The 21868-nt window shown below is 52.7% G+C and carries 20 protein-coding genes; 12 read left to right on the top strand and 8 right to left on the bottom strand.

Annotated elements, in window-relative coordinates; all coding sequences use genetic code 11:
* The first annotated feature begins 97 nt into the window (after positions 1–97).
* Positions 98–973, top strand: a complete 876-nt coding sequence (gene rluF, locus OGY04_RS09970) for a 23S rRNA pseudouridine(2604) synthase RluF (protein ID WP_286585208.1) — start codon at positions 98–100, stop codon at positions 971–973.
* Here rluF and OGY04_RS09965 read toward each other — a convergent pair.
* Positions 970–1242, bottom strand: coding sequence for a YjbD family protein (locus tag OGY04_RS09965; protein WP_286585207.1), 273 nt, complete (start codon positions 1240–1242; stop codon positions 970–972). The genes rluF and OGY04_RS09965 overlap by 4 nt on opposite strands.
* A gap of 191 nt (positions 1243–1433) precedes the next feature.
* Between OGY04_RS09965 and OGY04_RS09960 the strand changes: the two genes are divergently transcribed.
* Complete coding sequence (locus OGY04_RS09960) at positions 1434–1790, top strand: type II toxin-antitoxin system RelE/ParE family toxin (RefSeq protein ID WP_008786902.1); 357 nt, start codon at positions 1434–1436, stop codon at positions 1788–1790.
* Entirely contained in the window at positions 1787–2125 is a 339-nt protein-coding gene (locus OGY04_RS09955; protein ID WP_008786903.1) for a helix-turn-helix domain-containing protein, read from the top strand. The genes OGY04_RS09960 and OGY04_RS09955 overlap by 4 nt, the downstream gene beginning before the upstream one ends.
* Before the next feature lie 13 nt (positions 2126–2138).
* On the opposite strand, the gene rtcR is transcribed toward OGY04_RS09955, so the two are convergent.
* Positions 2139–3725, bottom strand: coding sequence for an RNA repair transcriptional activator RtcR (rtcR, locus tag OGY04_RS09950; protein WP_267449080.1), 1587 nt, complete (start codon positions 3723–3725; stop codon positions 2139–2141).
* A 450-nt stretch (positions 3726–4175) separates the two neighbouring features.
* On the opposite strand from rtcR, the gene OGY04_RS09945 reads away from it, so the two are divergent.
* A complete protein-coding gene (locus OGY04_RS09945; RefSeq protein WP_048236364.1) occupies positions 4176–5303 on the top strand; it encodes a slipin family protein in 1128 nt (375 codons plus the stop codon).
* A 5-nt stretch (positions 5304–5308) separates the two neighbouring features.
* Positions 5309–6094 (top strand): nucleotidyltransferase domain-containing protein, encoded by a 786-nt coding sequence (locus OGY04_RS09940; protein ID WP_267449078.1) that lies wholly within the window; start codon positions 5309–5311, stop codon positions 6092–6094.
* A 42-nt stretch (positions 6095–6136) separates the two neighbouring features.
* Here OGY04_RS09940 and lysC read toward each other — a convergent pair whose 3' ends face one another.
* Positions 6137–7486: a lysine-sensitive aspartokinase 3 gene (gene lysC, locus OGY04_RS09935; protein ID WP_032942084.1), complete on the bottom strand. Its 1350-nt coding sequence runs from the start codon at positions 7484–7486 to the stop codon at positions 6137–6139.
* A gap of 314 nt (positions 7487–7800) precedes the next feature.
* Here lysC and pgi point away from each other — a divergent pair, with 314 nt between their 5' ends.
* The 5 genes from pgi to OGY04_RS09910 all read left to right on the top strand — a co-directional run bounded on the left by pgi (position 7801) and on the right by OGY04_RS09910 (position 13671).
* Positions 7801–9450: a glucose-6-phosphate isomerase gene (gene pgi / locus OGY04_RS09930; protein WP_003826559.1), complete on the top strand. Its 1650-nt coding sequence runs from the start codon at positions 7801–7803 to the stop codon at positions 9448–9450.
* A gap of 391 nt (positions 9451–9841) precedes the next feature.
* Positions 9842–10084: an exopolysaccharide production protein YjbE gene (yjbE, locus tag OGY04_RS09925; protein WP_003826562.1), complete on the top strand. Its 243-nt coding sequence runs from the start codon at positions 9842–9844 to the stop codon at positions 10082–10084.
* Between the two features lie 118 nt (positions 10085–10202).
* On the top strand, positions 10203–10841 hold the full coding sequence (locus OGY04_RS09920) for a YjbF family lipoprotein (RefSeq protein WP_286585206.1): 639 nt from the start codon (positions 10203–10205) through the stop codon (positions 10839–10841).
* A complete protein-coding gene (locus OGY04_RS09915) occupies positions 10838–11575 on the top strand; it encodes a capsule biosynthesis GfcC family protein (RefSeq protein WP_286585205.1) in 738 nt (245 codons plus the stop codon). The genes OGY04_RS09920 and OGY04_RS09915 overlap by 4 nt, the downstream gene beginning before the upstream one ends.
* Entirely contained in the window at positions 11575–13671 is a 2097-nt protein-coding gene (locus OGY04_RS09910; protein WP_286585204.1) for a YjbH domain-containing protein, read from the top strand. Before OGY04_RS09915 ends, OGY04_RS09910 begins: the two co-directional genes overlap by 1 nt.
* A gap of 97 nt (positions 13672–13768) precedes the next feature.
* On the opposite strand, the gene OGY04_RS09905 is transcribed toward OGY04_RS09910, so the two are convergent.
* Positions 13769–14221, bottom strand: coding sequence for an acyltransferase (locus OGY04_RS09905; protein WP_286585203.1), 453 nt, complete (start codon positions 14219–14221; stop codon positions 13769–13771).
* Positions 14222–14359: 138 nt separating this feature from the next.
* On the opposite strand from OGY04_RS09905, the gene psiE reads away from it, so the two are divergent.
* On the top strand, positions 14360–14770 hold the full coding sequence (gene psiE / locus OGY04_RS09900) for a phosphate-starvation-inducible protein PsiE (RefSeq protein WP_003031674.1): 411 nt from the start codon (positions 14360–14362) through the stop codon (positions 14768–14770).
* Between the two features lie 45 nt (positions 14771–14815).
* On the opposite strand, the gene xylE is transcribed toward psiE, so the two are convergent.
* The 4 genes from xylE to malE form a co-directional block, all read right to left on the bottom strand.
* A complete protein-coding gene (gene xylE, locus OGY04_RS09895) occupies positions 14816–16291 on the bottom strand; it encodes a D-xylose transporter XylE (protein ID WP_008786913.1) in 1476 nt (491 codons plus the stop codon).
* Positions 16292–16615: 324 nt separating this feature from the next.
* Entirely contained in the window at positions 16616–17506 is an 891-nt protein-coding gene (gene malG / locus OGY04_RS09890; RefSeq protein ID WP_003826575.1) for a maltose ABC transporter permease MalG, read from the bottom strand.
* A gap of 14 nt (positions 17507–17520) precedes the next feature.
* Positions 17521–19065, bottom strand: a complete 1545-nt coding sequence (malF, locus tag OGY04_RS09885; RefSeq protein ID WP_137377440.1) for a maltose ABC transporter permease MalF — start codon at positions 19063–19065, stop codon at positions 17521–17523.
* A gap of 130 nt (positions 19066–19195) precedes the next feature.
* Positions 19196–20386 carry a maltose/maltodextrin ABC transporter substrate-binding protein MalE gene (malE, locus tag OGY04_RS09880; RefSeq protein ID WP_003031680.1) on the bottom strand — a complete coding sequence of 397 codons (1191 nt, stop codon included), beginning with the start codon at positions 20384–20386 and terminating at the stop codon, positions 19196–19198.
* A 360-nt stretch (positions 20387–20746) separates the two neighbouring features.
* Between malE and malK the strand changes: the two genes are divergently transcribed.
* A complete protein-coding gene (malK, locus tag OGY04_RS09875) occupies positions 20747–21856 on the top strand; it encodes a maltose/maltodextrin ABC transporter ATP-binding protein MalK (RefSeq protein WP_048215134.1) in 1110 nt (369 codons plus the stop codon).
* Positions 21857–21868: the final 12 nt, after the last annotated feature.

Below are 21868 nucleotides of genomic sequence, written 5' to 3'. Positions count from 1 at the left end.
AAGGTGTGACGGATCACAAATAGCGCGTGGACAGTCGAACACGATTATTTTTTATCGTCCGCAAGGTAGGGTATATTTCGCTGTCAAAGGAGAAACTATGCTGCCCGACTCATCCATCCGATTAAATAAATACATCAGTGAAAGCGGAATCTGCTCGCGCCGCGAGGCGGATCGCTTTATCGAACAAGGGAATGTCTTCCTGAATGGTAAACGCGCCACCATCGGCGATCAGGTGATGCCTGGCGACGTCGTAAAAGTAAATGGTCGGTTGATTGAGCCGCGTGAAGCGGAAGATCTGGTTTTTATCGCGCTGAATAAGCCGGTAGGGATTGTCAGCACCACCGAAGACAGCGAACGCGACAACATTGTTGATTTCGTGAATCACAGCAAGCGCGTGTTTCCAATTGGTCGTCTGGACAAAGATTCTCAGGGACTTATCTTTCTGACCAACCACGGCGACCTGGTGAATAAAATCCTGCGTGCCGGTAACGATCACGAAAAAGAATATCTGGTGACGGTCGATAAGCCGGTCACTGATGACTTTATCCGTGGTATGGGGGCCGGTGTGCCCATTCTCGGTACCGTCACCAAAAAATGTAAGGTGAAGAAAGAAGCGCCGTTTGTGTTTCGTATTACGCTGATTCAGGGGCTTAACCGTCAGATCCGTCGTATGTGCGAACACTTTGGCTTTGAAGTTACCAAGCTTGAGCGTACGCGTATCATGAACGTTGGTTTGTCTGGTCTGCCGCTTGGTGAATGGCGCGACCTGACAGATGACGAACTGATCGATCTGTTCAAGCTGATTGAGAACTCGTCCTCAGAAGCCAAACCGAAGGCGAAAGCGAAGCCAAAAACCGCAGGCATTAAGCGTCCGGTGGTGAAAATCGAAAAATCAGCGGAGAAAGAGAAATCGCGCCCGGCGGCAAACGGTAAGCGTTTTACTTCGCCGGGACGTAAGAAGAAGGGACGTTAACGTCTGCCGCGCGTCGGCGTACTTGCTGACCAGGAAAACGATGCTTCAGCATCCGGTTTATAGGCCTGCTTTTTCTTCAACTGGCGGGCTTTTTTAGCTTCTGCTTCGCGCAAGGCCATCAGTTTATCGATGTACTCTTTCTTGATGCTGTTGGTCTCTGCGTTGGTCAGCAGGCGACCATGTGCAATGCGCGCGCGGTCGAGCAGCGTTTTCAGTTCACGCTGTTCGCGCTCGGTCATCTCTTTTTGGGTAATGCGGGGGAGTGCCATAAGGGTGCCCTCTGTTAGCCGATATCCTCAGTGTACGGTAATTCGTGCAGAATAAAACTAATCCTGAAAGAGCCTCGCAAAATATAGCTTGTTGAAGTGACGGAATTTCTATTCTGATTTAGCGTAATGACAGGAAAACGTGTGGGTTACACATTTTATTGTTTGTATAAAATTTTATACAAGGATGTGTTATGCTTTCAATAAAGCGGGCCTTAAAGCCCATTGTCTGGATTGGCAGTTCATTTGATGATTTACGAAGCTTTCCTGAAGATATACGTAAAACCGCTGGTTTTCAGCTACATCGTCTACAGGCTGGATTAGAAGCTGCTGACTGGAAGCCGATGCCAGAGATAGGTCGAGGTGTTGAGGAGGTAAGGCTCAGGTATGAATCTGGCGCGTACCGAATCATCTACATTGCTCGCTATGCTAACGCAGTCTATGTACTGCATTGCTTCAATAAAAAGACGAAACGTACTTCTGAGCACGATAAACACATTGCTAAAGTTAGATATCGAACCGCTTTGCAAGAAGACAGGAATCAGAAATGAACAATACCGTTGATAATAAGGTTCGCCATGTAACCTCTCCGGATGTCAATATTTTTGCCGAACTGGGGTTTGCAGAAGCGGAAGCGAAGAGCTTAAAGCATGATGCTGAATGCGAGGTCGAACAACTCATTCGCCTGAAGCAGCAGTTGATGCAAGAAATTTCCGGATGGATTGATGAAAACCATCTGAAACAAGCGGAAGCTGCTGTGAAACTGAATATTTCCCGGCCCCGTGTTTCAGATGTTGTTAATCAGAAAACCAACAAATTTACCCTTGATGCGCTGGTCATGATGCTGGTGAAGTTAGGAAAACCAGTAACAGTTCAGATTGGGTAATGTTAGATATTGCTTATTGTATCTGATCGCTGCGAACGCTTTCCCAGCTCAGCCCGAAGCGGGCGAGATATTTTCGCAAGCGGTCTGCATCGTTAGGATTGGCTTTTTTCTGCCGTGAGACGGCAAACAGTTCGCGTCCGGCTTCCGACAGCGACGCGCTGCGGCGGCACACTTCCAGAACCGTTTCTAACTGGCGGCGATCGAAAAGGTCAATGTCCATGTTCAGTTCCGGTTGCGAAGCGGTAATCTGCCAACTCTCTTTTAACAGCGCAATTTCTTCTTCGACAAGGGATAAGGTGATGCGTCCCTGTTCGGCAAGCGTCGCCATTCGCGCGATGGATGAACTTAGCTCGCGAAAATTGCCGCGCCACTGCGCCTGTGGGGAGCAGGCAAATGCCAGATAACAAGCACGTGCCTCTTTGTCGAAACGGATCTGCATCTGTTTACTGCTGGAAAAACGGTGTAGCTCATACTCGACGTTCGGAGCGATATCTTCCCGCCGCTGCGCCAGACCGGGCAGGGCGAAGTTCCACATATTGATACGCGCGTAGAGATCTTCGCGAAAACGGCCCTCGGCGACCCATTGCTGCATATCACGATGGGTTCCGGCAATCAGCTGAAAATCGCTCTGTACTTCTTTGTCCGAGCCAAACGGGAAAAAGGTTTTTTCTTCAATCGCTTTTAGCAGCATGGCCTGTTCGTCTAACCCCAGTTCGGCTATCTCATCGAGAAACAGCACGCCGCCATCCGCTTCTCGCAGCAGTCCGCTGCGCGCCGTGAGTGCGCCAGTAAACGCCCCTTTCACGTGACCGAACAACGTAGACATCGCGTTGTCGCCACGCAGGGTTGCACAGTTGACGGCGACCAGTTTTCCCGCCACCAGATGCCGCGACTGGCGTAGCTGAAAAATACGTTTCGCCAGAAAGGATTTACCCGCGCCGGTGGGGCCGGTGAGCAGGATCGGGTCGGTCGAACGTAGAGCCACACGCTCAATGCGATCGATCAGTTTATTGAAGGTGGCGTTGCGCGTATCAATCCCGGCCTTCAGAAAAGAGACAGACTGCTGCTGTTCGCGCTGAAAACGACTGGTGAGCGTGGCGTAGCGGCTTAAATCGAGATCGATTACCGAGCAAACGCCGGCGGCGACGGCCTCATCCGATGAACCGGCTGGTGCCGGGCTGGTTTGCAGCAGGCTGGCGGGCAGGTAGCGGGCTTCAGTTAGCAGAAACCAGCAGATCTGCGCGACGTGCGTCCCGGTGGTGATGTGCACCAGATACTCTTCGTTTTCCGTATCAAAGCTGTAGTGGGTGGCGAAGTCGAGAAAGGCGGCGTAGACCTCTTCAAAATCCCAGGGGTCGTTAATAGTCACGGCATGCGGGCGTACTTCGGTGTCAGGTGAGAGCAGCGCGACGTCTTCAATCAACCTTTGCGCCATGCCTTCATCGCGTGGCTGGTGGAGCAGTTCCAGTCTGTCGACAGGGAAATCAGGCTGTTGGCACAATCCAACCGTGGGGCGCCACTTTTTAAACCGATTGGCGCGTTTACCGCGTTTGTCCAGCACCGTACCCAGTACGCCAATTACAACCCGCCGCTTTTTCATGGTTTATCCAAAAAGATAAGTTAAGAGATTAAAAGATAAAAAAATTAACCGAGTGAGACAACTGCCAATATTGGCGACAACAATTAAATTTATATAAATCAATTCATTAAAAATAAATTCTGACGATTTTTATTTCTGGCACGCTTCTGGCAATAACTCTTACGTCAATCACGCTGAAAACGCAGGGGGTTAAACCCCGCCGGCACGTCAGGAACGGCACAGGCTGTTTTCCGGGAGTGTTCCGTCAGCCGCTGACACACAGTGGGTTCGATTCCCAATTTCATCCTCCGAATGAAAACTGGTTGTTAATCATAGAAATAAAACGGAGCGATGCGCAGTTAGCACGCTCCAGAACAGGCTGCCGGTAAAGATGCCGTGCGACAGGCAAAAGGGAATTCCCCTGCCGCTTCGCCCCTGCACCCGCGCCTGACTCACAATAAGGAATAAAAAATGAAGAAAAAAATCACTATTCGTAAAGGCCAGCTTGGCCTGTTATCCCGACAGGGTGATTACTATCAGGTACTGGATGCAGGTGAACACCGTTTGCCATGGTTTAACACACCGGATGTTCTGGTGATCAATACCGATGGCAGCGAAATTCCGGAAGCTCTGGCGGAGTATTTACGTCGCTTCCAGCCTGCATGGGTGGAGCAGTACTGTGTGGTGGCCGATTTAACCGATACCGAAGCGGGTGCGCTGTATGTGAACGGCGTCTTGCAGGAAATTTTGCCACCGGGAACGCGCCGTCTGTATTGGCGCGCAGAGGAAGCACTGAAGCTGGTGCGTATGGATACGCGTCAGGTTTCGGTACCGGTTGAGGTGATGAATGCAGTGTTACAGCCACGACGTAACGGTACGGTGAAAGGTCGTGAAGCTATCTTAACGGTACAGGTTCCTGCGTGGCATGTTGGTGTGCTGAAAATTGATGGCGAAACCCAGACGCTGTTGCCGCCGGGGTTGACCGCATACTGGAAGGTAAACCATCTGATTGAAGCCGAAGTTGTTGATACTCGTTTACAGGTACTGGAGGTCGGTGGACAAGAGATCCTGACCAAGGATAAGGTCAACCTGCGTTTAAATCTGGCCGCAAACTGGCGTTATGGCGATGTGTTGCTGGCTTTTGGCCAACTAACCAAACCGCTGGATCACCTTTACCGCGAATTGCAGTTTGCCCTGCGGGAAGCGGTGGGAACGCGCACGCTGGACGAGCTGCTGGAAGATAAGCAGGTGATCGATGAGGTGGTGAGCGCACAGGTGAAAGCCCGAATGACGCCGTTTGGTATCGAGGTCGCTTCGCTCGGCGTGAAAGATATTGTCCTGCCGGGTGATATGAAGGCCATCCTGTCCCAACTGGTTGAAGCTGAGAAATCCGCCCAGGCCAACGTGATCCGCCGTCGTGAAGAGACTGCCGCGACGCGATCGCTGTTGAATACCGCGAAAGTGATGGAAAACAACCCGGTGGCGCTGCGCTTAAAAGAGCTGGAAACCCTTGAAAGAGTCGCTGAACGTATCGATAAAATCTCGGTGTTCGGGGGCCTGGACCAGGTGCTGCACGGCCTTGTGAACATAAAAGGATAAGAATAATGAGCTACAACACAGTGGACGGCGCGATGCGCGAAAGGGTATTGCGCCAACTAAAAGAGGTAGAGCAGCGCTATGGCGTCAGGGTGCTGTATGCCTGTGAATCCGGCAGCCGTGGCTGGGGATTTGCCTCTCCGGACAGCGACTACGACGTGCGATTTCTCTATGTTCATCCGCCCGAGTGGTATCTGCGGATCGAAGCGCCACGAGATGTTATCGAGTTGCCGATAGATGATGAGCTGGACGTCTGCGGCTGGGAATGGCGCAAGGCGCTAGGATTACTGAAAGGCGCAAACCCTACGCTTATTGAGTGGCTGGATTCGCCAGTGGTCTATCAACAGGATGAAGTGACCGTGTCGGCGCTGAAAGCGTTGGTGCCCAAATGGTTTTCCCCGCTACGTGCCCGCTGGCACTACTACTCGATGGCGCGGAAAAACTTCCGTGGCTATCTGCAAGGTGACGACGTGCGATTGAAAAAGTACTTTTACGTCATTCGCCCGCTGCTGGCGGTGCGTTGGGTGGAGGCGGGGAAAGGCGTGCCACCGATGCGTTTTGCCGAGTTGCTGGCGGGAAGTGAACTGGATGCGCCATTGCGTCAGGAAATTGATGAGCTGCTGGAGCGCAAGCAGTGTGCGGGTGAAGCGGAATACGGCCCGCGTCGTCCACTGTTGCATGCGTTTATCCGCGCCGAGCTGGAAAGAGGAGAGATTCCGCCGACGTTACCGGATAGTCGGGAAGGCGATGTCAGGGAGTTGGACAGATTGTTATATGAAACGGTGATGCGGTGAAAATGCCCGATGGGACAAGAGTCATCGGGCGTTGGCATCTACTCATTCAAACAAATTATGGTGCAGCTTCTGTACCACCTGTTCGGCTTCAGTACCGGGCACCAGGAAGCACAGGTTATGACTGGACGCGCCGTAGCAAATCATGCGGATGTTGAATGGCTCCAGTACGCCGAACACCTCTTTACCCACTCCACAGGCTTTGGACAGGTCGTTGCCAATCAGTGCCACCAGCGCCAGGCCTTCTTCCACTTCAACCCGACACAGGGCAGACAGTTCCATCAGCAGAGACTGTGTTAACAGTGTATCGCCGGTGGAGGTCGAACCGGTGGTATCCAGCGTCAGCGCCACGCTGACTTCGGATGTGGTAATTAAATCGACCGAAATGTTATGGCGTGCGAGGATGCCGAACACTTCCGCCAAAAAGCCGCGAGAGTGCAGCATATTCAGGCTATGCAGCGTCAGCAGCGTTTGCTTACGACGCAGTGCCAGCGCCCGGAACAGCGGTGGATTCGCGGTTTTATTGCATACCAGCGTACCGCCTGCTTTTGGATCCTTACTGGAGCCAACAAACACCGGGATATCGCTACGTACGGCAGGTAACAACGTTGCCGGGTGTAGCACTTTCGCGCCAAAGGTCGCCATTTCTGCGGCCTCTTCAAAGGCGATTTCATCAATACGCTGCGCCGCCGGAACAACGCGCGGATCGGTCGTGTAAATGCCAGGAACATCGGTCCAGATATCGACGCGCGTGGCGTGCAGCGCTTCGGCCAGCAGGGCAGCCGTATAATCGCTCCCGCCGCGCCCCAACGTGGTGGTGCGGCCTTTACCTTCACTGCCGATAAAGCCCTGAGTAATCACCAGACCTTCGCTCAGACGCGGGGCCAACTGGAGCGTTGCCAGTTCGGCCAGCGCCGCGACGTCAGGTTCTGCGCGGCCAAAACGATCGTTGGTGCGCATCACTTTACGTACGTCAAACCACTGCGCCTGCACGTTGCGCTCACGCAGGATCTCGACGAACAGCAAGGTAGACATCAGTTCGCCGTGGCTGACCAGTTCGTCGGTCAGCGCAGTTGAGGTCGCCAGTGACGCCGCTTCAGCCAGCGTGGTGATGTTTTCCAGCAGACGGTCGATCTCTTCACGGATCACGTTTGGATAACGCAGGCGTTCCAGAATATTGAACTGAATTTGACGAATGGCATCGAGTTTTTCGAAGCGCGCGGTTGGCTCCAGCCCTTCAGCCAGTGCGACCAGCAGGTTGGTGATTCCCGCAGAAGCGGAAAGTACCACTACACGGACGTTAGCATCAGAAAGTACTACATCAGCGCTGCGATTCATGGCATCAAAATCCGCCACGCTGGTACCGCCAAATTTGGAGACAACTACATCAGTCATAACTACCTCGTGTCAGGGAATGAATAGAGCGACCATGGCACATAAGGCAGAACAGAAACCGGTGCAGGCGCAAATGCAAATACCGTATTTATAAATAAAATGTGTAGCTTGCACTGTCAACGCTGGGATTATGCGGATTTTTCATGCTGCAACTGCGTTGAGTAACGGTACTAATAACAACGCTGATAACCGCTATACTTTTTAGCCACGTTTGGCGGATGCCCTGGCAATGGCATTAAAACAATCACACTTTTCTGTGACTGGCGTTACAATCGATCTCAGTCACAATTCTCAAAATCAGAAGAGTATTGCTAATGAAAAACATCAATCCAACGCAGACCTCAGCCTGGCAGGCACTACAAAAACACTTTGAAGAAATGAAAGACGTTACTATCGCGGATCTTTTCGCGAAAGATAGCGATCGTTTCACTAAGTTTTCCGCGACGTTTGACGATTTGATGCTGGTGGATTTCTCCAAAAACCGCATCACTGAAGAGACGCTGGCTAAACTGCAGGATCTGGCGAAAGAAACCGATTTGGCGGGTGCCATCAAGTCCATGTTCTCCGGTGAGAAAATCAACCGCACTGAAGACCGTGCCGTGCTGCACGTGGCGCTACGCAACCGTAGCAATACGCCTATCATCGTTGACGGCAAAGATGTCATGCCGGAAGTGAATGCTGTGCTGGAGAAGATGAAATCCTTCTCTGAAGCGATCATCTCCGGAAGCTGGAAAGGCTATACCGGTAAAGCCATCACTGATGTAGTAAACATCGGTATCGGCGGTTCTGATCTCGGCCCGTTCATGGTGACCGAAGCGCTGCGTCCGTACAAAAATCACCTGAACATGCACTTTGTGTCTAACGTCGATGGTACGCACATTGCCGAAGTGCTGAAGAAAGTGAACCCGGAAACCACGCTGTTCCTGGTCGCTTCCAAAACCTTCACCACCCAGGAAACCATGACCAACGCCCACAGCGCGCGTGATTGGTTCCTGGCGACCGCAGGCGACAACAAGCACGTTGCCAAACACTTCGCAGCGCTCTCCACTAACGGTAAAGCGGTTGGCGAGTTTGGTATTGATACTGCCAATATGTTCGAGTTCTGGGACTGGGTTGGCGGTCGTTACTCCCTGTGGTCTGCAATCGGTCTGTCCATCATCCTGTCCGTAGGCTTCGACAACTTTGTTGAGCTGCTCTCCGGCGCGCATGCGATGGACAAACACTTCTCCACCACTCCGGCTGAGAAAAACCTTCCGGTGCTGCTGGCGCTGATCGGTATCTGGTACAACAACTTCTTCGGTGCCGAAACCGAAGCAATTCTGCCGTATGACCAGTATATGCACCGTTTCGCGGCCTACTTCCAGCAGGGCAACATGGAATCCAACGGTAAATACGTTGACCGTAACGGCAATGCGGTGGATTACCAGACTGGCCCAATCATCTGGGGTGAGCCGGGTACTAACGGCCAGCATGCGTTCTACCAGCTGATCCACCAGGGCACCAAAATGGTTCCATGCGATTTCATCGCGCCGGCCATCACCCACAACCCGCTGTCGGATCACCATCCGAAACTGCTGTCTAACTTCTTCGCGCAAACCGAAGCACTGGCATTCGGTAAATCTCGTGAAGTGGTTGAGCAGGAATACCGCGACCAGGGTAAAGATCCGGCAACGTTGGACCACGTTGTGCCGTTCAAAGTGTTCGAAGGTAACCGCCCAACGAACTCCATTCTGCTGCGCGAAATCACGCCGTTCAGCCTGGGTGCGCTGATTGCACTGTACGAACACAAAATCTTCACTCAGGGCGCTATCCTGAACATCTTCACCTTTGACCAGTGGGGCGTTGAGCTGGGCAAACAACTGGCGAACCGCATTCTGCCAGAGCTGAAAGATGGTTCCGAAGTGAGCAGCCACGACAGTTCTACCAACGGTTTGATTAACCGTTATAAGTCCTGGCGTGCCTGATAGCACACACTTGTAGGCCGGATAAGGCGTTTAGCCGCATCCGGCATTAATGAAATAAAAAGCCGATATTAATATCGGCTTTTTTATAAGAATGCTCCAGGATATCTACGTTTTAACTTCATACCTTAATTGAGCTTAATCCTAAAATAATTTTATTAATGTTATTCAATTTCTGATGTTTTCGGATTTACCGGATATTGCATTTTAATTTTTATATTTTAATTTATTGATTTATTTGTCTTTGTTGTATTTTTTAATCATTTTTCCTTTCGTTATCTAATTATCCTAAATTCCCGCGTGGCGTAATTTGCACACTTTGGCTTGTGTATACTCGATCTCGCCCGAAATTCTTTTGGGTAAATCTCCATTCATACAATGAAGGGAATTTGTGATGAAAAAAGTTCTGTATGGCCTGTGGGCTATATCTGCGCTTGCGGCGACTTCTGTCTATGCCGCCCCCGTTCAGGTGGGTGAGGCAGCAGGGTCGGCTGCCGCGTCGGTTTCGGCAGGAAGTTCCTCCGCAACCAGCGTGAGCACCGTAAGTTCTGCAGTGGGGGTCGCCCTGGCGGCGACCGGTGGCGGCGATGGTTCTAATACCGGAACTACAACCACCACAACCACCAGTACCCAGTAATAGAGGTACGTTTAATTCTAACCACACTTCGGTGTGGTTATTTTGAATTGCCAAATGTATGTGGGATTTGTAGGCCGGATAAGCGTCGCGCCACCCGGCAATAATGCGGAGAAACGTCGTGAAGCGACCAGCGCTCATAATGGTTTGCCTGTTACTGCAGGCGTGCTCAGCCACCACCGAAGGGTTGGGGCATTCGCTGTGGGATAGCGTGTTTGGTACTCCCGGCGTACAGATGACGGACGATGAAATCCAAAATATGCCCTACGCCAGCCAGTATATGCAGCTAAACGGCGGTCCCCAGTTGTTTGTGGTACTCGCATTTGCGGAAAACGGACAGCAGAAATGGGTGACTCAGGATCGGGCTATTCTCGTCACGCAGCATGGGCGCATTGTGAAAACGCATCTCGGCGGGGACAACCTAATTGAGGTGAATAATCTGGCGGCAGACCCACTCATCAAACCCAATCAGATAGTCGATGGCGCAACGTGGACCCGCACAATGGGCTGGACTGAACATCAGCAGGTACGCTATTCCACCGCGCGATCGGTTTTCAAATGGGATGGCGCAGACACCATCAAGGTCGGCAGCGATGACACCCCGGTACGGATCCTCGATGAAGAGATAACTACCGATCAAACGCGCTGGCATAACCGCTACTGGATCGACAGTGAAGGGCAGATTCGCCAGTCGGAACAGTATCTAGGCGCGCATTACTTCCCGGTGAAAACCACGCTGATTAAGGCGGCAAAATCATGATCAAACGAGTCGTTATGGCGCTGCTGTTGAACCTGAGCGCAGCGTCTGTTTTTGCTGCGGGCAGCGTTAAGGTCTTTACCTCCGCCAGCGAAGAGCCAAAAACGCTGACCGGGGCCGAACATCTGCTCGACCTGGTTGGACAGCCGCGGTTGAGCAATAGCTGGTGGCCAGGCGCGGTTATCAGCGAAGAGCGGGCAACGACGGAGGCGGAACGTCAGCAGCAGGCATTACTGGCTCGCCTGGCGACGCTGGGCGCTGAAGAAAGCGGTGACGATGCTGCCGCTATCAACACATTACGCCAGCAGATTCAGGCGTTGAAGGTGACTGGCAGGCAGATGATTAATCTTGACCCGGATGTTGTGCGCGTCAGCGAGCGAGGCAACCCGCCGTTGCAGGGCAATTACACGCTGTGGGTCGGAGCACAGCCAACGCATATCACGCTGTTTGGCCTGCTAAGCCATCCGGGCAAACAACCGTTTATGCCCGGGCGTGATGTTGCCAGTTATCTCGATGGGCAAAGTCGGCTCAGCGGCGCGGATCGTAGCTTCGCCTGGGTTATCTATCCTGACGGACGCACGCAAAAAGTACCGGTCGCTTACTGGAACCAACGTCACGTTGAGCCGATGCCCGGCAGCATCATTTATGTCGGACTCTCTGATGCTGTCTGGAGCAGCACCCCGGATGAAATTAATGCCGACATTCTTCGCACCCTGACCCAGCGGATACCCGAATAATGAGAAAAACTTACCTGCTCAGCTTACTGGCGCTGGGCGTAAGCGTTGCCTGCCACGGTGAAACCTGGCCCGCGCCCATTGGACCTTCGCAGTCCGATTTTGGCGGCGTGGGGCTGCTGCAAACCCCAACCGCACGCATGGCACGTGAGGGCGAAATGAGCCTTAATTACCGCGATAACGATCAGTACCGCTACTACTCTGCGTCGGTGCAGCTCTTCCCGTGGTTGGAAACCACGCTGCGCTACACCGATGTGCGTACCAAAAAATACAGTAGTGTGGAGTCGTTTTCTGGCGATCAGACTTACAAGGATAAAGCTTTTGATCTCAAACTACGGCTGTGGGAAGAGAGCTACTGGATGCCGCAGGTGGCGGTTGGCGCGCGAGATATTGGCGGAACTGGCCTGTTCGATGCGGAGTATATTGTGGCGAATAAAGCCTGGGGGCCGTTTGATTTCTCGCTTGGTCTGGGTTGGGGTTATCTCGGGACCAGCGGTAACGTCAGCAATCCGTTTTGCTCATACAGTGATAAATTCTGCTATCGCGATAACAGCTACAAGCAGGCCGGTTCTATTGACGGCAGCCAGATGTTCCACGGCCCGGCATCGCTGTTTGGCGGCATCGAGTATCAGACGCCCTGGCAGCCGTTGCGTCTGAAACTGGAGTATGAGGGAAACAATTACCAGCAGGATTTTGCGGGCAAGCTGGATCAGAAGAGCAAGTTTAACGTCGGCGCTATTTATCGCGTCACCGATTGGGCCGACGTTAACCTCAGCTATGAGCGCGGGAACACCTTTATGTTTGGGGTCACGCTGCGGACAAACTTCAACGATCTGCGGCCAAACTATAACGACAACGCCCGCCCGAAATATCAGCCACAGCCGCAGGATGCCATCCTGCAACATTCGGTGGTAGCTAATCAGCTAACGCTGCTGAAATATAACGCCGGACTGGCCGATCCTAAAATTCAGGTGCAGGGCGATACGCTGTATGTGACCGGCGAACAGGTGAAATATCGTGATTCGCGCGAAGGGATCGAACGTGCCAACCGGATCGTGATGAACGATCTTCCCGACGGGATCCGCACGATCCGTATTGCGGAAAATCGTCTTAACTTGCCGCAGGTGACGACCGAAACGGAGGTTTCCAGCCTCAAGCGTCATCTGGAAGGCGAACCGTTGGGCCATGAAACCCAGCTGGCGCAAAAACGCGTTGAGCCCGTGGTGCCGAAAACGACCGAGCAGGGCTGGTATATCGATAAGTCACGCTTCGATTTCCACATCGATCCGGTGCTTAACCAGTCGGTGGGCGGCCCGGAAAACTTCTATATGTATCAGTTGGGCGTGATGGGAACGGCGGATTGGTGGGTTACCGATCACCTGCTGACCACCGGGAGTTTGTTCGCCAACCTCGCCAATAACTATGACAAATTTAACTACACCAACCCGCCGCAGGATTCGCATTTGCCACGAGTGCGTACCCATGTGCGCGAGTATGTGCAAAACGATGTCTACGTGAATAACCTACAGGCCAACTACTTCCAGTCACTCGGAAACGGGTTCTACGGACAGGTTTACGGTGGCTATCTGGAAACCATGTACGGCGGAGCGGGGGCAGAAGTGCTGTATCGTCCGCTGGACAGCAACTGGGCGTTTGGTGTTGATGCCAACTACGTGAAACAGCGTGACTGGCGTAGCGCGCAGGACATGATGAAATTCACCGACTACAGCGTGAAGACCGGGCATTTGACGGCGTACTGGAATCCGTCATTCGCTCAGGATGTACTGGTGAAAGCCAGCGTGGGTCAGTATCTGGCGGGAGATAAGGGCGGAACGCTGGAAGTGGCGAAGCGCTTTGACAGTGGCGTTGTGGTAGGCGGCTATGCGACCATCACCGACGCCTCGCCGGATGAGTACGGAGAGGGTGATTTTACCAAAGGGGTGTACGTATCCGTGCCGCTGGATCTGTTCTCGTCAGGCCCGACCCGCAGCCGTGCGGCGATTGGCTGGACGCCGTTAACGCGTGATGGCGGCCAGCAGCTTGGACGTAAGTTTGGTCTGTACGACATGACCAGCGACAGAAGTGAGAACTTCCGGTAATCGAGCCGTTTGCCAGCCGGATGGCGCTACGCTTATCCGACCTACAAACTGCCTGTACTGCAGGCCGGATAAGGCATTTGCGCCGTCAGCAGGCAAGTTACAGGCGACGCAATAATTTTGCCGGGTTTCCTGCATACACGTCTTTCTCGGTGATCGATTTGGTCACCACGCTCCCCGCACCAATGACCGCGCCATCGCAGATGGTGACCGCCAGAATGGTCGCTCCACTGCCGATTGAGACATCGTTGCCAATCGAAATTCTTCCCCAACTGTTGCGGTCGGCGTTGGGTTTTCCTTCGCGAAACATATCGTTGGCGAACATCACGCCATGACCGATAAAACAGCGGGCGCCCAGGGTGACATATTCGCAGATGAAGGTGTGCGACTGAATTTTGCTGTCTGCGCCAATTTGCGTATTACCCTGGATTTCAACAAATGGCCCGACAAAAACGTTGTCACCCAATGTGCAATTGTAGAGATTTGCGGGTTCATAAATCACCACGTTCTCACCGCAGGTAACGTTGCGGACAGCGGATTGTCTTAGCTGCATACTTCATCCTGTGAAATGTGTCGTGACATTCATCATTCCCCGCTGACCTTTCTTGCACAAAACATAAACAAAAAATGTAGATCTCTGTCACATTTTTGCGTTATACAGGAACCTCGCCACTGAGTAAGAGGTGCTGTTATGACGTCGCTATCTCGTCCGCGCGTGGAGTTTATCTCCACCATCTTACAGACCGTGTTGAATCTGGGACTGCTGAGTCTGGGCCTGATCCTGGTTGTATTCCTCGGGAAAGAAACGCTGCATCTGGCGGATGTGCTGTTCGCGCCGGAACAAACCAGCAAGTATGAGCTGGTGGAAGGGCTGGTGGTTTACTTCCTCTATTTTGAATTTATCGCGCTGATTGTGAAGTACTTTCAGTCGGGGTTTCACTTTCCGTTGCGCTATTTTGTCTATATCGGGATCACCGCGATTGTGCGGTTGATCATTGTCGATCATAAAGCACCGATGGATGTGCTGATCTATTCCGCGGCGATCCTGCTGCTGGTGATCACCTTGTGGCTGTGTAATTCAAAACGGCTGAAGCGAGAGTAAAAGACAACGCGCCGCAATCGGGCTGCGGCGTGTTGCAGGTCAGGGTTACTGCGCAGAGGCTGGCTGGGTTTTCTCTGCGGCGGGTTCCCACAGTTCTTCAAGTTCTTCCAGCGTTTTGCCTTTGGTTTCCGGTACAAACTTCCACATAAACAGCGCCGCCAGAATACCCATACAACCGTAAATCCAGTAGGAGAAACCGTTGTGGAAATGGGAAACCAGCCACGAATTTTTGTCCATCATCGGGAAGGTCCAGGAGACGAAATAGTTCGCCAGCCATTGTGCGGCCACCGCAATGGCGAGCGCTTTGCCGCGAATCGCATTGGGGAAGATTTCTGCCAGCAGCACCCAGCAAACCGGTCCCCAGGACATGGCGAATGCGGCGACGTAAAACAGCATCGACAGCAGAGCAACCAGCCCGGAAGCTTGGGTATAAAACGCGGTACCGAGGCTGAACATACCGATGGCCATGCCCAGAGCGCCAATAATCTGCAGCGGTTTGCGACCAAATTTATCCACCGTCATAATCGCCAGCACGGTAAAGCTCAGGTTGATCACGCCAACAATGATGGTCTGTAACAGCGCCACATCGGTGCTGGCTCCCAGCGTTTTAAACACCTCCGGGGCGTAGTAGAGCACGACGTTAATACCGACGAATTGCTGGAAGATAGACAGCATTACGCCGATGACGATAACGCCTGCGCCAAACATCAGCAGGCGACCACCGGTTTTACGACCATGGTCCAGAGACTGATTGATCTCCTGCATGGCCTGGGTGGCGAGGGTGCTGCCCATAATTTTGCGCAGAATACCTTCCGCCTGCTCGTGTCTGCCACGCGCCATTAGCCAGCGCGGGCTTTCTGGCACGGTGTACAGCAGCAGTAAAAACAGCAGGGCGGGAATACTTTCGGACGCAAACATATAGCGCCAGCCATCGGTATTCAACCAGTTAGCGTCGCCAGAACGGGCGATAAAATAGTTAACGCAATACACCAACAGTTGACCAAAAATAATGGCGAATTGGTTAAATGACACCAATTTTCCACGAATATGTGCGGGTGCCAGTTCAGCAATATACATTGGTGAGAGCATTGAGGCTAAACCTACGCCAATACCACCAATGATACGATAAATAACAAATTCGGGAACGTATCCGGCCAAATAAACAGGTACGGCGTTATCTGGATTAATAGTTGTAAAACCTAATTCTGGCCAGGCGGAACCAATACCGGAAATAAAGAACAGCAGAGCCGCGATTTTCAGCGAGTCCCGGCGGCCAAACCGGTTACTGCAATAGCCGCCCAGTGCACCGCCGATGATGCAGCCTATCAACGCACTGGCGACGCAAAAGCCCAACAGCGAGTTGGCGGCGGATTCACTTAAATGTTGTGGCGCGACAAACACGGTATTCAGGGATTCTACCGTACCGGATATGACCGCAGTGTCGTAGCCGAATAATAGCCCTCCTAACGTTGCCACTAATGTAATCGAAAAAATATAACTGGAATTATATTGAGAGTTCATTCAGACCTGCCTTAGAGGATACAGCTCTTTTGATCAGTGTCGTGATGGTGAATTTAACAGGCAGGGAAGACAATTATCATTTTTTACATTGCAATTACGTTTTGTCTTTTCTGTGATCTTAATTCTGTTTAATTTATCTATATTCAGACAGGAAATAGAATTGCAGTGATGGAGAGCACGAAAGGAAATAATCGTAACAGTGATGCAAAATAACATAAAAAAAGGGCGCTCCGTAGAGCGCCGAATAACAGTCACAGGTTGGGATAACATAAGTTGAGGGTTGCAGTGGCATTGCCCGTTGCCGGGCAGGTACTTCGGTAAAACTTAACCTTTCACACCACCCGCGGTCAGACCGTTGACTAGCCAGCGCTGCGCCAGCAAGAACACCAGAGTGATCGGAATGGCTGAAAGTACAGCCGCGGCGGCAAAGTCGCCCCACAAATAGTTCTGTGGGTTGAGGTACTGCTGCATACCTACCGCAAGGGTATAGCTGTTCACATCACGCAGCAGCAGTGACGCGACCGGTACTTCGGTAATAGCGGCAATGAAAGACAGAATAAACACGACCGCCAGAATCGGAACGGAAAGCGGCAGCAGCACCAGGCGGAATGCCTGCCACGGCGTAGCGCCATCCAGCGCGGCCGCTTCTTCCAGTGAGCCGTCGATAGTTTCGAAATAGCCCTTAATCGTCCATACATGCAGCGCAATACCGCCGAGGTAGGCGAAGATCACGCCGCCGTGCGTGTTCAGGCCGATAAACGGAATGTACTGGCCCAGGCGATCAAACAAAGCATACAACGCGACCAGAGACAGCACCGCCGGGAACATCTGGAAAATCAGCATCCCTTTCAGCAGGGTTGCTTTGCCCGGGAAACGCATACGAGCAAAGGCGTAAGCACAGGTAGTGGAAAGCGTCACGATACCGATCGCGGTAATGCTGGCCACTTTCACCGAGTTCCACAGCCATAACAGTACCGGGAACGGCGGTGGCGTCACGCGGCCATCCGCGTGTTCAACGCTAAAGCCCAGCGCCAGTTTCCAGTGTTCCCAGGAGATGTTTTCCGGGATCAGGCTGCCGGTGGCAAAGTTACCTTCGCGCAGCGAGATAGCGATAACCATCAGCAGCGGGAACATGATCGCCGCGATAAAAATCAGCAGCCCTAAGTGCGTTGCGAATAAACGTAACTTTTGTGATTTCGGTTGGACCATAGCCATTGTCGTTATCTCCCTTAATCAAACTTCATACGTGTGGCTTTCAGGTTCACAATCGCCAGCGCACCAACCAGCAGGAAGATCAGCGTGGCAATCGCCGCCGCCAGACCGAAGTCCTGACCACCGCCGCCTTCAAAGGCGATACGGTAGGTGTAGCTTACGAGCAGGTCGGTATAACCGGCTGGTGTGGTGGTACCAAGACGGTCCGGACCACCGTTGGTCAACAGCTGAATCAGCACGAAGTTGTTAAAGTTAAAGGCGAAGCTGGCGATCATCAGCGGCGTCAGCGGCTTAATCAACAGCGGTAGCGTTATCTTAAAGAAGTTCTGGAACGGACCTGCGCCATCCATCGCCGAGGCTTCATACAGGTCGTCAGGAATCGCTTTCAGCAGACCCATGCACAGGATCATCATGTATGGATAACCGAGCCAGGTGTTGACGATAATAATCATCGAACGCGCGGTGGTTGGGTCGCTGAACCAGGCCGGTTTGATGCCAAACAGCGCGCTCAGCATCATGTTGATTTCACCAAAGCTCTGGTTGAATAAGCCCTTGAAAATCAGAATCGAGATAAACGACGGTACGGCATACGGAAGAATCAGCAGGACGCGGTAAATCGCTTTGCCTTTGAGAGACTCCCACTGTACGAGGCAGGCCAGCACCATGCCCACGGCAACGGTCAAAATAACGGTCAGTACCGAGAAGACCACCGTCCAGACGAAGATGGCGAAGAACGGTTTCTGGATGCCTTCGTCGGTAAACACGCGGGTGAAGTTATCCCAGCCGATGGCAACGGTGTAGCCAGGGCTGAGTTTTTCACTACCCCAGCTACCGTCAGCGTTAATCGACTGATAATAACCAATATCGTTGTTGGCGCGGTATTTTACGCCGCTCTGGCTGTTGGTGAGCGTACCGTCTTCAGCGAGCGTATAGAGTGGCTGCGTGCCGGAAAACTGGCGCAGCGAACTCATGGTAACTTTGCTTTCATCCGGCAGGATGGCGGTCAATTGGGTAAGCGCCTGGCGATTCTGCGTGATGATACGCAGCGTTGCACGTTCGCCTGCCGGCAGCGCCTCGGCTTCTTTCAGTTGCAGTTTCTGCTCGCCGCCAAATTTAAAGGCGTCAGAAAGGTAATTCTTGCCGGTTTCACCGTCGGTGAGGGCCAGTTGCCACTCATCACCCGCCGGATATAGGCCAAAGTTGTAGGTTTTCCCAGCCTGGTACGAACGATCCATCAGGACTTCCTGAGCACGCTCAAATGTCAGCTGGTTGGTACTGCTGTAGTTGGTAAAAGCAATGGCGATTGTACAAACCAGCGGAAACAGGACAAACAGCCCCATACCGGCAACGCCCGGGTAAACATAGCGCCAGGCATAGGCTTTACGGTTAGCGAAAATATACAGGCCAGCAGAGCTTAAAATCAGCGTCATGATGGCAAACAGGTACTCCCCCTGAGCGTACATCAAAACAACAAGGTAACCGACCAGCAGCCCAAGCAGACCCATCACTGACCATTTCAGCGTGTCGCTTTGCCACCAGTGTTTCTTTTTAATGACATCCATGGGGTTCAATCCTCAACAACAATGAAAACCTGTTGGTCAGCGTGCCTGATGGCGCTGCGCTTATCAGGCCTACAGGGTATGTAGGCCGGATAAGGCATTTATGCCGCCATCCGGCACGTTCACAACTGCATTACTTGGTGATACGACCCTGCGCGTCCTTCAGTGCGGCATCGACGGTCTGACGGCCGCTGGCTGCGTTGATCACTGCGGTACGAACGGCATACCAGAATGCGGACATCTGTGGGATGTTCGGCATGATTTCGCCTTTCTGGGCGTTATCCATGGTGGCGGCGATACGTGGGTCTTTCGCTAACTGATCCTGGAAGGATTTCAGCGCAACGGCGCCCAGCGGTTTGTCCTTGTTCACTTCATCCAGACCCTGATCGGTCAGCAGGTAGTTTTCGAGGAACTCTTTCGCCAGTTCTTTGTTCGGGCTGGCGGCGTTGATACCGGCGCTCAGAACGCCAACAAACGGTTTAGACGCTTTGCCTTTGAAGGTTGGCAGTAGCGTGACGCCGTAGTTGATTTTGCTCTTATCGATGTTGGACCACGCCCACGGACCGTTGATGGTCATCGCGGTATCGCCTTTGTTAAAGGCCGCTTCGGCGATGGAGTAATCGGTATCCGCGTTCATGTGTTTGTTCTTGATCAGATCAACCAGGAAGGTCAGACCCGCTTTCGCGCCAGCGTTATCCACGCCCACGTCTTTCACATCGTACTTACCGTTCTCAAACTTGAACGCGTAACCACCGTCGGCGGCAATCAGCGGCCAGGTGAAGTACGGTTCTTGCAGGTTAAACATCAGCGCGGATTTACCTTTCGCCTTCAGCTCTTTATCCAGTGCAGGAATTTCTTCCCAGGTTTTCGGTGGATTTGGAACGAGGTCTTTGTTGTAAATCAGCGACAGCGCTTCAACCGCGATCGGGTAGGCAATCAGTTTGCCGTTATAGCGTACGGCATCCCAGGTGAACGGATAGAGCTTGTCCTGGAACGCTTTGTCAGGCGTGATTTCAGCCAGCAGGCCAGACTGAGCGTAGCCGCCAAAACGGTCATGTGCCCAGAAGATGATGTCCGGGCCGTCGCCGGTCGCGGCAACCTGCGGGAATTTCTCTTCCAGTTTGTCAGGGTGCTCAATAGTGACTTTGATCCCGGTGTCTTTCTCGAATTTTTTGCCCACTTCAGCGAGGCCGTTATAGCCTTTGTCGCCGTTAATCCAGATAACCAGCTTACCTTCTTCAATCTTGGCGAGAGCCGAGGCGGAAAACATCATCGTCGTTAATGCAGACAATGCGAGGATGCGTGCGCCAGTTTTGATTTTCATAGTTCCCATCCTGTTTGGTGATTTTGCAGAGGTGGCTTAACGGTTACTAGTTTCTTTATACGACAACCTCTTTCCATCCTCCTTACCCCTACGCCCCACCCGCTCTTTATGTGATCTGTGTTACATAAATGTGAGTATTGCGTACTGGCGCACATAAAAACCCACCGATTTTTGCAGGCTGCATCACGAAATTCCTCTGAGGCTGGTGGCCCGGGTCTCAGACGCTGCTCTCTCATCCTCCCGCCTCCTCCCCCATAAAAAAGCCGGGGGGTGGAGGATTCACGCAGTCAAGGGATCGCGCATAGTCAGCCCATCATGAATGTTGCTGTCGATGACAGGTTGTAACGAAGGGAGAAGGGCATGGCGAGCGTACAGCTACGAAATGTAACGAAAGCCTGGGGTGACGTGGTGGTATCGAAAGATATCAATCTCGACATTCACGAAGGGGAATTCGTGGTGTTTGTCGGACCGTCAGGCTGCGGTAAGTCGACCTTGCTGCGTATGATCGCCGGACTTGAAACCATCACCAGTGGTGACCTGTTTATCGGGGAGACCCGGATGAACGACATTCCGCCCGCCGAACGCGGTGTGGGCATGGTCTTTCAGTCCTACGCGTTGTATCCCCATTTGTCTGTCGCGGAGAACATGTCGTTCGGCCTCAAACTGGCCGGGGCGAAAAAAGAGGTGATGAACCAGCGTGTGAATCAGGTTGCGGAAGTTCTGCAACTGGCGCACCTGCTGGAGCGTAAACCGAAAGCGCTTTCCGGCGGACAACGTCAGCGTGTGGCGATTGGCCGTACGCTGGTCGCCGAGCCGCGCGTATTCCTGCTGGATGAACCGCTGTCAAACCTCGACGCCGCTCTGCGCGTGCAGATGCGCATTGAAATCTCCCGCCTGCATAAACGTCTTGGCCGCACGATGATTTACGTCACCCACGATCAGGTCGAAGCGATGACGCTGGCCGACAAAATTGTGGTGCTGGATGCCGGTCGCGTAGCGCAGGTTGGTAAGCCTCTGGAACTGTATCACTACCCGGCTGACCGCTTTGTGGCGGGCTTCATTGGTTCACCGAAGATGAACTTCCTGCCGGTGAAAGTCACGGCAACGGCTATCGATCAGGTGCAGGTTGAACTGCCCAACCGCCAGCAAATATGGCTCCCGGTAGACAGCCATGCGGTACAGGTTGGCGCCAACATGTCTTTAGGTATCCGCCCGGAACATCTGCTGCCCAGCGATATCGCCGATGTCACCCTTGAAGGTGAAGTGCAGGTGGTCGAGCAGCTTGGTCACGAAACACAAATTCATATCCAGATCCCCGCCATCCGTCAAAACCTGGTTTACCGCCAGAACGACGTGGTGTTGGTAGAAGAGGGTGCCACATTCGCTATCGGCCTGCCGCCAGAGCGTTGCCATCTGTTCCGTGAGGATGGCACTGCATGTCGTCGGTTGCACCAAGAGCCGGGCGTTTAAGGTGTCCCATTA

The sequence above is a fragment of the Citrobacter sp. Cpo091 genome, from assembly GCF_030332645.1.
Taxonomy (GTDB): domain Bacteria; phylum Pseudomonadota; class Gammaproteobacteria; order Enterobacterales; family Enterobacteriaceae; genus Citrobacter; species Citrobacter portucalensis.
The sequence above is the reverse complement of the archived record's forward strand: the minus strand, read 5'-3'. Positions and strand labels throughout refer to the sequence as shown.